At 64.0% G+C, this 12,416-nt stretch carries 15 protein-coding genes; 5 read left to right on the top strand and 10 right to left on the bottom strand.

Going from position 1 to position 12,416, the window contains the following annotated elements:
• Positions 1-82: 82 nt before the first annotated feature.
• From AAFN84_RS18050 to AAFN84_RS18040, 3 genes are all read right to left on the bottom strand, one after another.
• Positions 83-1,042 carry a helix-turn-helix transcriptional regulator gene (locus tag AAFN84_RS18050; protein WP_347516026.1) on the bottom strand — a complete coding sequence of 320 codons (960 nt, stop codon included), beginning with the start codon at positions 1,040-1,042 and terminating at the stop codon, positions 83-85.
• A 286-nt stretch (positions 1,043-1,328) separates the two neighbouring features.
• Positions 1,329-1,688 carry a hypothetical protein gene (locus AAFN84_RS18045; protein WP_347516025.1) on the bottom strand — a complete coding sequence of 120 codons (360 nt, stop codon included), beginning with the start codon at positions 1,686-1,688 and terminating at the stop codon, positions 1,329-1,331.
• 27 nt (positions 1,689-1,715) lie between these two features.
• Complete coding sequence (locus AAFN84_RS18040) at positions 1,716-2,732, bottom strand: MATE family efflux transporter (protein ID WP_347516024.1); 1,017 nt, start codon at positions 2,730-2,732, stop codon at positions 1,716-1,718.
• Positions 2,733-2,885: 153 nt separating this feature from the next.
• Here AAFN84_RS18040 and AAFN84_RS18035 point away from each other — a divergent pair, with 153 nt between their 5' ends.
• Positions 2,886-3,443, top strand: a complete 558-nt coding sequence (locus tag AAFN84_RS18035) for a helix-turn-helix domain-containing protein (protein ID WP_347516023.1) — start codon at positions 2,886-2,888, stop codon at positions 3,441-3,443.
• 79 nt (positions 3,444-3,522) lie between these two features.
• On the opposite strand, the gene AAFN84_RS18030 is transcribed toward AAFN84_RS18035, so the two are convergent.
• The 3 genes from AAFN84_RS18030 to dctP all read right to left on the bottom strand — a co-directional run bounded on the left by AAFN84_RS18030 (position 3,523) and on the right by dctP (position 6,500).
• Positions 3,523-4,788: a TRAP transporter large permease gene (locus AAFN84_RS18030; RefSeq protein WP_347516022.1), complete on the bottom strand. Its 1,266-nt coding sequence runs from the start codon at positions 4,786-4,788 to the stop codon at positions 3,523-3,525.
• A gap of 90 nt (positions 4,789-4,878) precedes the next feature.
• A complete protein-coding gene (locus AAFN84_RS18025) occupies positions 4,879-5,403 on the bottom strand; it encodes a TRAP transporter small permease (protein WP_347516021.1) in 525 nt (174 codons plus the stop codon).
• Between the two features lie 62 nt (positions 5,404-5,465).
• Positions 5,466-6,500, bottom strand: a complete 1,035-nt coding sequence (gene dctP / locus AAFN84_RS18020; RefSeq protein WP_347516020.1) for a TRAP transporter substrate-binding protein DctP — start codon at positions 6,498-6,500, stop codon at positions 5,466-5,468.
• A gap of 95 nt (positions 6,501-6,595) precedes the next feature.
• Between dctP and hutC the strand changes: the two genes are divergently transcribed.
• Positions 6,596-7,411, top strand: coding sequence for a histidine utilization repressor (gene hutC / locus AAFN84_RS18015; RefSeq protein WP_347516019.1), 816 nt, complete (start codon positions 6,596-6,598; stop codon positions 7,409-7,411).
• The gene (locus tag AAFN84_RS18010) at positions 7,411-8,214 is read left to right on the top strand and encodes a PhnD/SsuA/transferrin family substrate-binding protein (protein WP_347516018.1); all 804 of its coding nucleotides are present in this window, start codon (positions 7,411-7,413) and stop codon (positions 8,212-8,214) included. Before hutC ends, AAFN84_RS18010 begins: the two co-directional genes overlap by 1 nt.
• Before the next feature lie 3 nt (positions 8,215-8,217).
• On the opposite strand, the gene AAFN84_RS18005 is transcribed toward AAFN84_RS18010, so the two are convergent.
• On the bottom strand, positions 8,218-9,885 hold the full coding sequence (locus tag AAFN84_RS18005) for a hypothetical protein (protein ID WP_347516017.1): 1,668 nt from the start codon (positions 9,883-9,885) through the stop codon (positions 8,218-8,220).
• A 308-nt stretch (positions 9,886-10,193) separates the two neighbouring features.
• On the opposite strand from AAFN84_RS18005, the gene AAFN84_RS18000 reads away from it, so the two are divergent.
• Positions 10,194-10,346, top strand: coding sequence for a hypothetical protein (locus tag AAFN84_RS18000; protein ID WP_347516016.1), 153 nt, complete (start codon positions 10,194-10,196; stop codon positions 10,344-10,346).
• On the opposite strand, the gene AAFN84_RS17995 is transcribed toward AAFN84_RS18000, so the two are convergent.
• The gene (locus AAFN84_RS17995) at positions 10,343-10,612 is read right to left on the bottom strand and encodes a DUF982 domain-containing protein (RefSeq protein WP_347516015.1); all 270 of its coding nucleotides are present in this window, start codon (positions 10,610-10,612) and stop codon (positions 10,343-10,345) included. The two genes, AAFN84_RS18000 and AAFN84_RS17995, sit on opposite strands and share 4 nt — an antisense overlap.
• Positions 10,613-10,796: 184 nt before the next feature.
• Between AAFN84_RS17995 and AAFN84_RS17990 the strand changes: the two genes are divergently transcribed.
• A complete protein-coding gene (locus tag AAFN84_RS17990) occupies positions 10,797-11,465 on the top strand; it encodes an SDR family NAD(P)-dependent oxidoreductase (protein WP_347516014.1) in 669 nt (222 codons plus the stop codon).
• A 12-nt stretch (positions 11,466-11,477) separates the two neighbouring features.
• Here the strand turns inward: AAFN84_RS17990 and AAFN84_RS17985 are convergent, their stop codons facing one another.
• Together AAFN84_RS17985 and AAFN84_RS17980 are read right to left on the bottom strand one after the other, a co-directional pair.
• Entirely contained in the window at positions 11,478-11,981 is a 504-nt protein-coding gene (locus tag AAFN84_RS17985; protein ID WP_347516223.1) for an RES domain-containing protein, read from the bottom strand.
• A 7-nt stretch (positions 11,982-11,988) separates the two neighbouring features.
• The gene (locus tag AAFN84_RS17980; protein ID WP_347516013.1) at positions 11,989-12,339 is read right to left on the bottom strand and encodes an antitoxin Xre/MbcA/ParS toxin-binding domain-containing protein; all 351 of its coding nucleotides are present in this window, start codon (positions 12,337-12,339) and stop codon (positions 11,989-11,991) included.
• Positions 12,340-12,416: the final 77 nt, after the last annotated feature.

Raw genomic sequence — 12,416 nt, 5'->3', positions numbered from 1 at the left:
TCGATTCCATTGAGGCACGGCCGTTACCATGCATGGCGCAGGCTATCCCGGTTGAACGCGAGGGAGGAATAGTGCAGATGCTCTATGCGCGGCGCTCCGTTGACCCATTGCCGACCAGCCTGGCGAGCGCCGCCTTGTTCGATATCTCGAGCTTCTCGTACACGCTGACGATCTGGTTGCGCACCGTCGCGGGCGACGTGCCGAGGTGCTGGGCCACCTGCTTGCTGGTCATGCCCGAGGCGAACAATTCCGCCACGTCTCTTTCCCGGCGCGACAGGCGGCAGAGCACCGGGTGGATCGAGACATGCATGAAGTAGTTTTCTTCGAACGACGACAGACGCGCGTCCATCACCTGGCCACGCCACTGCCCACGGGAGAGGAGCGCGTTCATTGCGAGCGCAGGAACGCGATGCAGGCGTATCCCCCATTCGGCATCGGCGAAGTCCTGGAAGGGTCCTTGCGTGGCGAGGATGCCTCCCGCAGCGTCGATCAGTGCCACGGCTTCGTGCGACGTGCGAACGCGTTCGGTCCACAGGTCGCGGGACATGCGCAAGGCCTGCGACAAATGGGGCATCAGCACTTGCGCGATATCGCGCTCGTTCTCACTGAAGACCTTGGGCCGGTCATCGGCACAAAGACCGACGAAACTGACATAGCCATCGGACTTCTCGGGAATGATCGTGGCCATCATATGTGCCGCGTTGAAGCGTCGCCAGTGCTCGTTATAGGCGACGCCCTGCCGGTAGTCGGCGATGTCGTCGAAACGAGCCGTGGTACCCAGGTGGCTGAGGGTGAGGTCGCAAAACTGGTCGCTGTCGGCCACGTCGTGCCACTCTTCAAGAACCCTGCTGCTTTGGTGGAGGGTCACGAGGTCCGTGACGGTCCGGCCATCGGCCCAGCCGCCACCCCAGACTGCAAAATCAAAAGATATGAAACGCTGGAGGTTCGCAAGTGACCGCTGGCGAAGTTCATCTGGCTTGAACGTATAGGCATCATTGTAGAGTTCGAGCAGGAAATCGCTGGCTTCATTCGGTATATACATCGCCTCCTCGATGATTGAACAATCCGGATGTCGAATTGCGCACGTTCTTTGTCGGACGCGGTGCGACTATTGTCATAAGGCACCAGACTGACATGACCCGTCGCGCCTCGCAAATGGTGAGGCACCATGCGCCGGTCGTGGACGAGGTGTCCATTCAAGCGGGCAAAGTCTCGCCCCGCCGGACAGGCGCGGTGCCGACCGCGTCTTCCGCAACCCGTCAGCCGCCGCACCGCTCGAACTGCGAACCCGCATCCCAAAATCCTCCGGATAGCGAAGTGCGGGGACTCTACCGCTCCCATCGCGTGCGCCAGATCGCGACGCCGATGACGAGGCCGTAGACAAGCATCGCGGACCCGATGGCGGCAAATATTCCAAGGACGCCCAGCGATGTGGTCGAGGTCAGGACAACCGCGCCGGCAATTGCCACGGCGATGCGGCACAGGCTTCCGACGACCGGCCACAGCATGCGGCCGGCGCCTTGCGAGGCGAAGAACAGCGCAAGGCCGAACCCGAAGAAGGCATAGAACGGCGCGACGATGCGGAAATAGCTGCGCCCGGCTTCAAATGCGGCGGCGTTCGACGGATCGAGGAACAGGCCCAGCCAGAGATCGGGAAACCCCGCCAGCGCGAGTCCGATGCCGCCCACGATCGCGCCACTCGCCAGCGCCCCGGTTCAGGCGACGCGCAGCGCGCGGGCCCTGTTGCCCGCGCCGATGTTTGCACCCACCATCGCGGTCATCGCTGCGCCGATGCCGAAGATCACCGGGATCATCAGGAATTCGAGCCGCGCGCCCAGCCCGTATCCAGCCAGCGCGGCTTCACCGTAGCGGCCGACCATGCTGACCATCAGCACAACTGTCAGCACCGTCAGCGCCGTGTTGACCGAAGCCATCGCGCCGACGCGTAGGATGTCGCGGAACATGTCCATGCCGAGCCGCGACATCGCCGTCTTGAACACCAGCCCGACGCTGCCCGAGGCAATATAGCCTACCGCCACGAGTGCTCCGACGCCGTAGGCGAGGACAAGGCCCAACGGCAACCCGGCCATGCCCAAAGCCGGAAGCGGACCCCAGCCGAGGGCGAAGCCGCCCGACAGGGGCACGGAGACGGTGGAGACCACCAACAGCAACAGCGACGGCGTCTGCATGTCGCCCGTTCCCCGGATAATGCTGAGCGACGTATGACAAAGCCAGATGGCCAGGCAGCCGGGGAAGAACACAATCGCGTAGCGGTTGGCCATGTCTACCGCCTGCGATCCGCCGCCCAGGGCGTCGAAAATGGTGGCTCCGAAGAGCGCGACCACGATCGCAAGAAACAGCGCGAAGCCTGAGGCAATGATCCAGCCGGTCAGCGCGAGTGTCGCTGCGCGGTTGGCGTCGCGTGCTCCCAAGGCGCGGGAGATCGATGCCGAAACGGCCCCGCCAATGGCGCCGGCCGAGAGCATTTGCGTGAGCATGACGAGCGGAAAGACCAGCGCGAGGCCAGCCAGAGCGGTCAGCCCCATGAGGCTGGCGAAATAGGCCTCGGCAACGCTTTGCACGGCCTGCACGAACATCGCCAGAACATTGGGCGCGGCCAGCTTGGCGAGTGTGCTTCCGATGGGCGCCTCGAGCAGGGCGCGCGTGCGGGCTGCCCGAAGGCGCGAGGCCGCATCGCCAGGCGCGATCCCTGAAACCGCTTCGATGCTCATTGTCCAACAATCCCTGCGGATACGGACGATCCGAACGCGCCCGGACGCTGGTGGTTTCCTGGGCGGTGCGAGCGTACATTAATCATTATGATTGTCATGTTTAGTTACATGATGCATATAATGATTGGTGTCAACGGGAGAGATTGGAGAACCATGCCCAAGGTCAGCAAGGCTCAGGTCGAGCAAAGCCGGCGGTCAATCCTCGACGCGGCAGCACGCCTGTTCCGCCTGCGCGGGTTCGCGGATGTTAGCGTCGGCGAGATCATGCGCGAGGCCGGGCTAACCCATGGCGCCTTCTATGGCTACTTCACGTCCAAGGATGAACTGATAGCCGCCAGCCTCAACCACGCCCTGGAAAAGGACGCGGGACGGCCTGAGCGTTCGCTCGACAGTTTCGCCGCGTCCTATCTGAGCCCGCGGCATCGCGACAACCGGGAAGGTGGCTGCCCGTTCCCGAGCCTTGGCGGAGAGGCTGCCCGCTCCAGCGCGGAAACCCGCCGGGTACTGACGCGCTTCATGAAGGCTCAGATCGACCGGCTCAGCGAGACGGCACCGGGCAGTTCCGACCAGGAACGCCGACAGGCTGCGATCGTCGCATGGTCTGCGATGGTGGGCGCCGTCATGCTGTCGCGGATCAGCGACGATCCCGCGTTTTCAGGCGATCTTCTTTCCGAGACCCGCTCGTCGCTCGAGACGCCGCAGGGGGCATGAGCGCTTCCGACCGCGCTTGGCACGCCATGCCATCGCCGGCGCAGGAAGGCTGAACACCGTTCGGCGCCGTTCTCAGGCGCTACATCGTCATGGGCAGCCAGAGCGCTATGATCGGGAAGAGGATGATCAGGACCAGCCGCACGAGGTCGGCTCCGAAGAACGGGAGGATGCCGCGAAAGATGACGTTCAGCGGAATATCGCGACGCACGCCGTGCATGACGAAAACATTGATGCCGATGGGTGGGGTGATCATGCCGATTTCGATCACCACGATCATGACGATGCCCCACCAGATCGGATCGTAGCCCAGCCCCTCCGTCACCAAAGGGAACACGAACGGCAGCGTGATGACCATCGCGGCGATGGAATCGAAGATCGCGCCCAAAGCGATGTACATGGCTGCGAGAACGAAGATCACCGCGAGCGGCGGCAAGCCCAATGCCACGATCGCGTCGACGAGCGCCGACGGCATCTGGGTCAGGGCGATGAAGTTCGAGAAGATGTGGGCGCCAATGAGGATGATGTAGAGCATTCCCACGCTGTGGGCCGTTTCGGTGATCGTGCGCCGCAGTTCGCCGAGGGTCATTTTCCCACGCGCATAGGCGAAGACCACCGTGACGATCAGGCCGGCTGCGGCAGCTTCGGTGACCGTGAATATGCCTCCGTAAAGTCCGACGGTCATGATCGCTATGATCAGGACGATACCCCAGGTGCTCAAGGCGACGCGGCCGGCTTCGGCCCAGCTCGCCCGGTCCCCTGCCGGCCCGACGGATGGCGAGCGTCTCACCACCAGATGGATCGCGACGAAATAGATCAGGATCGTGAGGATGCCGGGCAGGATGCCCGCCAGGAACAGATCGACAACGAATTGCTCCGTCAGGAATGCATAGATCAACATGATGGAGGATGGGGGGATGAGCGATCCCAACGTGCCGCCGGCGGCGATGCATCCGGCCCCGAGGGTCTGGGAATAGCCCCGCTTCTCCATCTCCGGAAGGGCGATCCGTGCCATGGTGGCCGTCGTCGCGATGGAAGAGCCGCAGGCCGCGCCGAACCCTCCGCACCCCGCGACCGTGGCCATTGCCAGCCCGCCCGGACGGTGCCCGATCAGCGCGTTCGAAAGCCGGTAGAGATCCCCTGCCAGTCCCGACGTGCCGGCGAACGCGCCCATCAGGAGGAACATCGGAATGATCACCAGCTCCGGACTGGCGATCGCACCGGCGGTTTCGGAACCGAGCATTGCTATTGCCGCACCCGGGTTGCCGGTCAGGGCATAGAAGCCGACGACGCCGGCAAGGGCCATGGCGATCCCGATCGGCACATGCAGCGCGATCAGACCCAGCATCCCTGCAAACCCGATCAATCCAATCGTTATCGGATCCAAATCCGTTATCCTTTACGGCTTCCGTGATGCTGGTGCGTTAGCAGGGGCTGGTCAGTGATCGACAATCTCGTCGTGGAGGGGGCGGGCCAGCTTCAGGTTCTGCACCGTCTCCAGGACCACGAGGGCCTGTATCGGCACACAGGCGGCGAGCAGGATCGTCGTCAGCACCCAGCTCGGCCACACCGGCACCCCCAGCAGCCAGGTCAACTGGTTGTAGTTGATCATGCCTGCCGTGTGTTTGCCGACCTGCCACACGATTGCCGCCAGGACCACGATAACCGTGGCCTGTCCGAACAGCTCCACCGCCTGGCTCGCACGCGGCGCCAGCGCGCGCCCGAGGAACCGGATGGTGATGTTCTGCCGTGCGGCGAACGCAGACGGAAGGCAAGAGGCGACGATCACAGGCGTGGTCAGCTCCACCAGATCGCTCATGCCGTACAGCGGCGCGTTCAGAATCCACCGCATGAACACATCGACGATGATGATGGCGCCCATCAGGAGCAGCCCGACGAGGCCGAGCCCCGCCGCCAGTTCGCTCCGCGCAAGGTGAAGTCGTATCGTCCGGTCGAAATCCATGGTTCCATTCCCCGCCGCGGAGGGAGACGCGGCGATCTTCACCGCGTCCCAATGGCGCGCCGCTACTGGTTCGCGCGCACGTCCTCAAACGCTGCGAGAATCTCCCGGTAGACATTCACACCGTCCGAATTCTCGACGTCGTACTGGTCCTTCACCGGCTCGAGCAGGGTCCGGGCCTCGGCCAGATCTTCTTCGCTCCAGCTATGGACGGTGTGCTCGGCATCTGCGCGAACCTGGTCCTCGGCCTCTTGCTGCTGCGTGTCGAGGTTTTCGCCAAGCACCCGCGTGAACCATTCGCCGGAGTAGGTCTCGAAGGCTTCCTTCGCTTTGGGTGGCAGGTTCTCGAACGTGTCGCGACGCATCGGGAATATCACCCCGACGCTTCCTAGCGGCAGCTCCCAGTGATGGTGCTTGGCGGCGTCCGCGATGCGAAAATTGTAGAGGTTTCCCGGTGTCATCAACGTGCCATCGAGAAGACCGCGGGAGATGTTCTCGGCGATGCCGGGCGCCGGGACATTGCCCACCGGCGTGCCGCCCAGTCGCGTGACGATGTCGGTCTGGATGGGGCCAGCGGCCCGTATCCGCAACCCGCTCAAATCGGACAGCGATTCAAGGGGCGACGTTGCAGAGGTCCCGTAGGGGCCCGACATGATGACGCCGACGAGCATCAGCCCGTCGAGCCCGGATACGAGCTCTTTCTCGTACAGCTTGTAGGCAGCGAGGCCTGCTTCGACATTGCTTTCCGCGAGGAAGGGCAGTTCGAAAAGGCCGAGTTCCGGAAAGCGGTTGGGGGTATAGGCGACGACCACTTCCGCGATGTCGGCGGTCCCCGCCTCGACCATCGCCAGCTGCTGGACCGGACTTCCGCCGATCGTACCACCGGGAAAGTGTTCGATCTTCAGCGTACCCTCCGAGGCCTCCTCGACGGCGGCAATGAAAGCGGGAACGCTGATCTGGTTGTTGGCGCTCATCGGTGAAAACGCGCTTGCGAAGCGAAGCGTCACCGCTTCCTGCGCATGTGCCGCATTGGCGCCCAAAGACAGCGCAATGGTTGCGGCGGATAGAATAGTGCCTACGGCAGCAGGTCCGAATTTCATGGAAATCTCCCATTTGACTGGTTCGGCAGTTCGCTCCGTTGGATCGGAGACGTGTTCCCCTGCGCCTACCCAGTGTCGTTGACGGGTGTATTAGCATGTATATACAAGCTTCGGTCGGGACGCTTGTCAATGAAGCATCTTGCGCGGAATGGGAGGGAGATCTGGAACAGGCAACAGCACAGCCGCTTCAGGTATCGCTGAACCGGAAAATCAAGAACTACATCCTGCGAAGCATCGATCGCGGCGAGTGGAAGGAAGGTCATCGCGTCCCATCCGAGATGGAACTCGCCCGGGCGTTCGCGGCGTCACGCATGACGGTGAATCGCGCGATCCGCGAGCTGACGGAAGCGGGCAGGCTCGAACGTGTTCAAGGACTGGGCACATTCGTCGCCAGCGGCATGCCCATGGCGCCCTTGTTCGAGATCCGCAGCATCGCCCGGGAAATCGATCTGCGAAACGGTATCCATAGCTGCGAAGTGATCGAGGCGGCGACCATCTCGGCATCCTGTGACGCCGCATCGCTTCTGGGGCTTTCTCCGGGCGAACCGGTCTTCCGCCTGGTTGCGGTGCATCGTTGCGACGGCACGCCGCTTCAGTTCGAGCGACGGCTCGTCAATCCCGCGCTTGCACCCGAGTTCCTCATGCAGGATTTTACCTGCATGACCGCCTCGGACTACCTACTCCAGCACGTGCCGTTTACGAAGGTCGAGCATCTCGTTGACGCCATGGCGCCGTCGCCGGACGTTGCGTCGTTGCTCGAAATCCGTGGCGATGAACCATGCCTTCGGCTCGTACGCACGACCTGGCATTCGCGTCGGCGCATCACGCATGTCGAGTTGATACATCCGGGACCTCTTTTCAGGCTGGGGGGTCGTTTCACGGCCGCCGGCGCAGGATGCGGGCTGATGTGATGATCGGCTGCACCCGAATGTACAACCTCAATCCCGAAGTTGCGGCGCTCTGGAAGCGCCTGTTGACGAGCGTGGCAACGCGCGCGGGAACTCAACTCGAGGTCATCGACCATCCGGCGCCGGCGCCGCTTTCGCAACTGTGGTCTCGTGCGGACATGGGCTGCGTCTTCATGTGCGGCTGGCCCTTTCGACTGTCTTCGGCGGGTATCCAGATCGTGGCGGCACCGATACCGAAGGATGGTCCGTGCGAGGGCGCGACCTACTGCACCAACTTCGTCGTGCGCAGGGACACGGCGTTCAAGACGCTGGAAGATACGTTCGGCGGCAGGATAGCATGGACGGATGAAGCATCGCACAGCGGCTTCAACGCGCCGCGCCGGCACCTGATGGACCTGCGCGGCGCCAGATCCCGCCTCTACAGGGAATCGATCGGACCTCTCGTGACACCGCGGGCATCCCTGAAGAGCATCCTCGAAGGGCAGGCGGACGTCGCTCCGCTGGACAGCTATTTCCACGCACTGCTCGATCGGCACGAACCCGCGCTTGCCGCCCAGGTGAGGGTGGTCGCGCGGACCGATTGCGCCCCAATTCCGCCCCTGGTCGCTGCCGGCAGCATTCCCGTCGAAGCGGTGAGGCGCCTGGGCAATGAACTGGTTCGCGCGGCCGGTGAACCGGCACTCCGACCGCTTTTCGACGAACTCTGCCTGGAGCGGTTTGCCGTTATTGACGACCCGGAGGTCTATGGCCTCGCGGAGCGATGGGATGCGGACGCACGTGCGGCCGGCTATCTCCTGCCATCCTGAGGATCATCCGGTAGCGCGGCGGCAGCAGCAAGAAGTCTCGATCTTCGTGTCGGCACGCGCGCGGGCGAACACCAGACGCTGGCGCAGATGCCCCGCCTCCTCGGCGCGGCCGTTTCTGTCCACGCATTCCAGGAGGCCGGTCAGAGCCCAAATGTTGTCGGGGTGCTGACAGCAGCGGGCGACGCCCGGCACGAGGCCGAGGTCCTCGCGATAGGCGATTTCCGCCTCGTCAAATCGACCCTGTTCGGCAAGCAGCGCCCCCAGAGCATGACGCGGAGGATGCATCCAGGCCCACGGTTCGGTGTAGTTCAGGCTATCGTCGCGCGCGACCGCGAGCCGCAACGCCGCGAAGGCCTGGTCATGATTGCCCTTGCGGTACTCCAGCTCACCTTCCAGCATCGCCTCGGCCACCCCGAGGATGTCGCGGGTCGGATTGCTGAGAAAGACGCTGTCTTCGCTTATCGCTGCAAACGCTTCGTCGAATGCGCCACGCGCCGCGTCCGCAGCTGCGATCCGGCCGAGCGCCGCATTGGCCACGCCTTTCCCATAGGCGTGCATTGCCACGCGCATCGGCGTCAGTTCGGGATGAGGCGGCGCCGCTTCTTCCGCCAGTTCCAGCCATCGTCCGAAGCGGACCAGCACATGCGTGCGCATGGCGGAATATCCGTCCAGGATGGAGGCCATGAAGGGCCGCCGGCGGTCCAACAGGTCCGGTGTGGCCGTGCTGACGATCCGATCGGCGGCCTGCAGTGCCGTCTTGAACTGGCCTGCCATCATCGCCGCATACATCAGCAGGTGAAAATCGTGGCATCTGGCGGTGGTGTAGAAGTTCTCGGGGCCCATCCGTGCAAGGTACAGATCGTCCGCCTCGACCGCCCTTTCGCTGACGGTGACCGACTGGGCGTAGTCGCCGCACTGCACATAGATGTGCGCAGGCATGTGGTGGAAATGACCTTCGTCAAGCGCCATGTCGCGCAGGAGATCCGCTGCCTTGAGTGCTTTTTCGGGGAACGGGGACATTTCCATCAAATGGAGGTAGACGTGCAGCGCGCCGGGATGCGGAGGCTCGTCAGCTCGCTCGCGCTTGGCGATCAGTCCTTCCAGCACCGCGACGGCTTCCAGCGAGTCAGCCCCGGCCATGGGCTCGCCGGTGCGAATGTTCCACAGACGGCGCGGCGTGCGGGTAATCGCTGCCTCGCAGAAAAGGGCGGCGATGTCCGCATCGTCCGGGAATGCGCGATGGGCTTGGCGCATAGCCGCAGCGAAATCATCCTGGGCGCGGGCAAGCGTTTCCTGGGATGGCTGTTCGTCGAGCGGGTAGCGCAACACGATCGCCTCGACGAGGGCGCGCTCCTCGGGCGTGATGCTCGCGCATCGCGCCAATGCCTCCCGGGCCGCCGCGCCGCATAGCGTCAGTGTCGCTGCGGCCTCTGCAGCGGAATAGCGGATCCATGGCCGGTTGTAGAAGGGCCCTGCCGCGAAGGCCACGCCCCACCAAGCCATTGCGCAATCCGCGTCATGTGTCAGCGCCTCGCGGAAACAGGAGACCGCTTCCTCGTGATTGTAGGCGTAGGTCCAGGCCAGGCCGCGGTCGAACCATTGCTGCGCGACGGCTGACCGCGTCGTGATGGGCCTTGTGCGTGCGTGCAGTCGAAAATAGCCATTGGACATCAGGATCACCCTTCATCATCGAAACGGAGATGCCGCCCAAGTTCCATCCGCAGGTCGTGCCGGCACACTCGCCAAGCAATATTTCTGCCGTGGTCAGCCTACGGTGCCAAGAGGCGATCCTCTTGTCCTCGCTCTCGCCCCCTATCTGTCTGACCCACGCTGGTCCAGATCGTCAACAACGATCTCGCCCGGCGCCGCCGAGACAGGGCGCGCCAGCCGCAGGTCTTCTGACCGTATCGCCGAGCGAGACGGGAGGTTGATCTATGGCCTCTATGTCAATAGGCAGGGGGCCAACAGGAGAGCCAGATATGCCGAGACCGCCGAACTACAATCAGCAGCGCCAGGACCGGGATCGCGCCAAGGCGAACAAGAAGGCGGAGAAACTCGCCGCAAAGGCCCTGGCCAAGGAACAGGGTGCCGACGACGCCGATGCCGAGACCAAGGCCGAGCCGGAGGACTAGCCGGTCGCCGGCATTGCCTTGTTGTCGGTAAAGACGCCAGCCTCGCGGGCGGCCGCCACGAATGCGCGCCGCGCGCCGATCGGCGGCTTGCCGCCGGTCTGGACGTCGGAGCAGGCCTGCAGCGCGGCCCGATGCTTCTCGGTGCGCTTGCCGGGCCACTGGTTGAGGAGGAAGTCGGAGGTGTCGCGGGCGGTTCGCAGCGCAAGCAGCGTACCGGCCTCGTCGACCTTGACGATGACGGGAGTATCGAACTGATCTTTTTCCATCGCCGCTCTTACGGCACTGGGGCGTGAGAAGCGAGGCATTTCCCGACATTGCTTGATGCGTTGTCGACGATCGCGCTTGCCGCGATTTGCCACTATCGCCCGCCTGGCATCCGAAACCTGTCATCGTGCGTATTGAAACCGGAGGCCCGCGTGGATCTTCGAGGTGATGACGCAGGAGGTGGCAATGACAGGCAGCCAGGCACTGGTGATCGGCGCGTCAGGAGGGATCGGCGGCGCCCTTGCCGTTGAATTGTCGGCCCGCGGCCTTGAGGTGACCCGACTATCGCGTTCCGGGAACCAGCTCGATCTGGCCAGCCAGTCGTCGGTCGATCGCCTGCTGTCGCCGCTCGATGGTCCTTTTGACATCATTCTGGTTGCCGCCGGCGTTCTGGCTCCCGGCGGCGGACGCCCCGAGAAGTCGCTCGCCGAGATCGAGGCGGAGGCGATGCTGGAGGTGATGGCCGTGAATGCCGTCGGACCGGCGCTGGTGCTGCGCCACGTTCCCCGGCTCCTGCCGCGGCACGGGCGCTGCGTCGTGGCCGTGCTGACCGCCCGCGTCGGCTCCATCGGCGACAACCGCATGGGCGGCTGGTACGCCTATCGCGCGTCCAAGGCCGCCGCGAACCAGATCGTGCACACGGCGGCGATCGAGATCGGCCGGAAAAACGCCCAGGCGATCGTCGTGGCGCTGCACCCGGGAACGGTGGATACCGCGTTCACGCAGGCCTACCGGCAGCACCCGAAAGTGTCCCCGGAGACTGCCGCGCGAAATCTCATCGACTGTATTTCCGGGCTTCGACCCGAGGATACCGGCGGGTTCTTCGACTATGCCGGGAAGCCGGTGCCCTGGTGAGACCGCGGACGCTCAGCGTGGGCCGGAAAGCCTGCCTTCGTCGTCGATCAATGTGAGGCGCGCGGGCGCGGTGTCGCCCCACACCCATAGCACCAGGTTCAAATCCGCCGCTGTTGCGCCAGCAGCGAAGCTGCGGACGAGCAGCCCGTGATGCCCCCTCGAGATCAACCGCCTGGCAAAGGCCTGGGTCCCGGCTTCGCCGGTGGCCTTCATCGCGTCGCGCCAGGTGGTGTCGGCGAGGCCGGGACCATCTATCCCCTCGGCGGCGAGTGCCGCTTCGTCCCTGCCGTCGAAAATTTCGTCGAACTCCGCCTCATAGGAGACCAGGGTCGTCGGCTGGAGGTTGCCGACCTGATTGGCCTCGCGGATTGCGGTCATCACCGTCAGGGAGGTGTAGATCGCCGCGACGCCCTTGGGATTGAAGCGACCGCCGAACAGTTCGGCGCCGCGCCCGGACAGCGGTTCGCGGGCATAGACCGGGTTGAGCGCGCGAAAGAGCTTGCCGCGATAGAGCACCGGCGGTTCAGGCGTAAACGCCCGCGTCGACGGCGTCGACATAGGCAAGCACCTCGTCCGCTCGCCCGGCGCGCACCAGTTGCATCGCCGTCTGGCCGGAGAAGCCTGGCAGCGGCTCGGAACGGTACCAGGCATAGGCGATGAGCGTCGAGCCGAAGCGCGGCTCCACCTTGTTGATGATCTCGACCATTTCGCGCAGGCGGCGCTGCGTCTTGTCGGACCGGACGCGGTCCTTGCGCTGCACGGCATCGCGGCCAAGCCCGGCGGTGCGGGCTATCTCCTCGCTCGTGGTGCGAAAGACCTCGGCGATCTTGCGTGGAGCGAAGAACCCGTCATCTGCATATTGCACCAGACCCATCTTTGCACCTTTGAAACTTGCCGCACTTATCGACGCAATATAGCGCCACTTTAAGTGGCATTCAAGGGATGGTCGTG

This window comes from Mesorhizobium sp. CAU 1741 (assembly GCF_039839275.1).
Classification (GTDB): Bacteria; Pseudomonadota; Alphaproteobacteria; order Rhizobiales; family Rhizobiaceae; genus Aerobium.
The sequence above is the reverse complement of the archived record's forward strand: the minus strand, read 5'-3'. Positions and strand labels throughout refer to the sequence as shown.

What these genes read in the sequence shown, in the direction of transcription:
- AAFN84_RS18035 (WP_347516023.1), top strand. Translation starts at nt 2,886, where the DNA reads ATGCCCAAGGTCAGCAAGGCTCAGGTCGAGCAAAGCCGGCGGTCAATC.
- AAFN84_RS17995 (WP_347516015.1), bottom strand. Translation starts at nt 10,612, where the DNA reads ATGGAAAAAGATCAGTTCGATACTCCCGTCATCGTCAAGGTCGACGAG.
- hutC (WP_347516019.1), top strand. Translation starts at nt 6,596, where the DNA reads ATGTATATACAAGCTTCGGTCGGGACGCTTGTCAATGAAGCATCTTGC.
- AAFN84_RS18030 (WP_347516022.1), bottom strand. Translation starts at nt 4,788, where the DNA reads ATGCTGGGTCTGATCGCGCTGCATGTGCCGATCGGGATCGCCATGGCC.
- AAFN84_RS18040 (WP_347516024.1), bottom strand. Translation starts at nt 2,732, where the DNA reads ATGAGCATCGAAGCGGTTTCAGGGATCGCGCCTGGCGATGCGGCCTCG.
- AAFN84_RS18010 (WP_347516018.1), top strand. Translation starts at nt 7,411, where the DNA reads ATGATCGGCTGCACCCGAATGTACAACCTCAATCCCGAAGTTGCGGCG.
- AAFN84_RS18005 (WP_347516017.1), bottom strand. Translation starts at nt 9,885, where the DNA reads ATGTCCAATGGCTATTTTCGACTGCACGCACGCACAAGGCCCATCACG.
- dctP (WP_347516020.1), bottom strand. Translation starts at nt 6,500, where the DNA reads ATGAAATTCGGACCTGCTGCCGTAGGCACTATTCTATCCGCCGCAACC.
- AAFN84_RS18000 (WP_347516016.1), top strand. Translation starts at nt 10,194, where the DNA reads ATGCCGAGACCGCCGAACTACAATCAGCAGCGCCAGGACCGGGATCGC.
- AAFN84_RS17990 (WP_347516014.1), top strand. Translation starts at nt 10,797, where the DNA reads ATGACAGGCAGCCAGGCACTGGTGATCGGCGCGTCAGGAGGGATCGGC.
- AAFN84_RS17980 (WP_347516013.1), bottom strand. Translation starts at nt 12,339, where the DNA reads ATGGGTCTGGTGCAATATGCAGATGACGGGTTCTTCGCTCCACGCAAG.
- AAFN84_RS18025 (WP_347516021.1), bottom strand. Translation starts at nt 5,403, where the DNA reads ATGGATTTCGACCGGACGATACGACTTCACCTTGCGCGGAGCGAACTG.
- AAFN84_RS18050 (WP_347516026.1), bottom strand. Translation starts at nt 1,042, where the DNA reads ATGTATATACCGAATGAAGCCAGCGATTTCCTGCTCGAACTCTACAAT.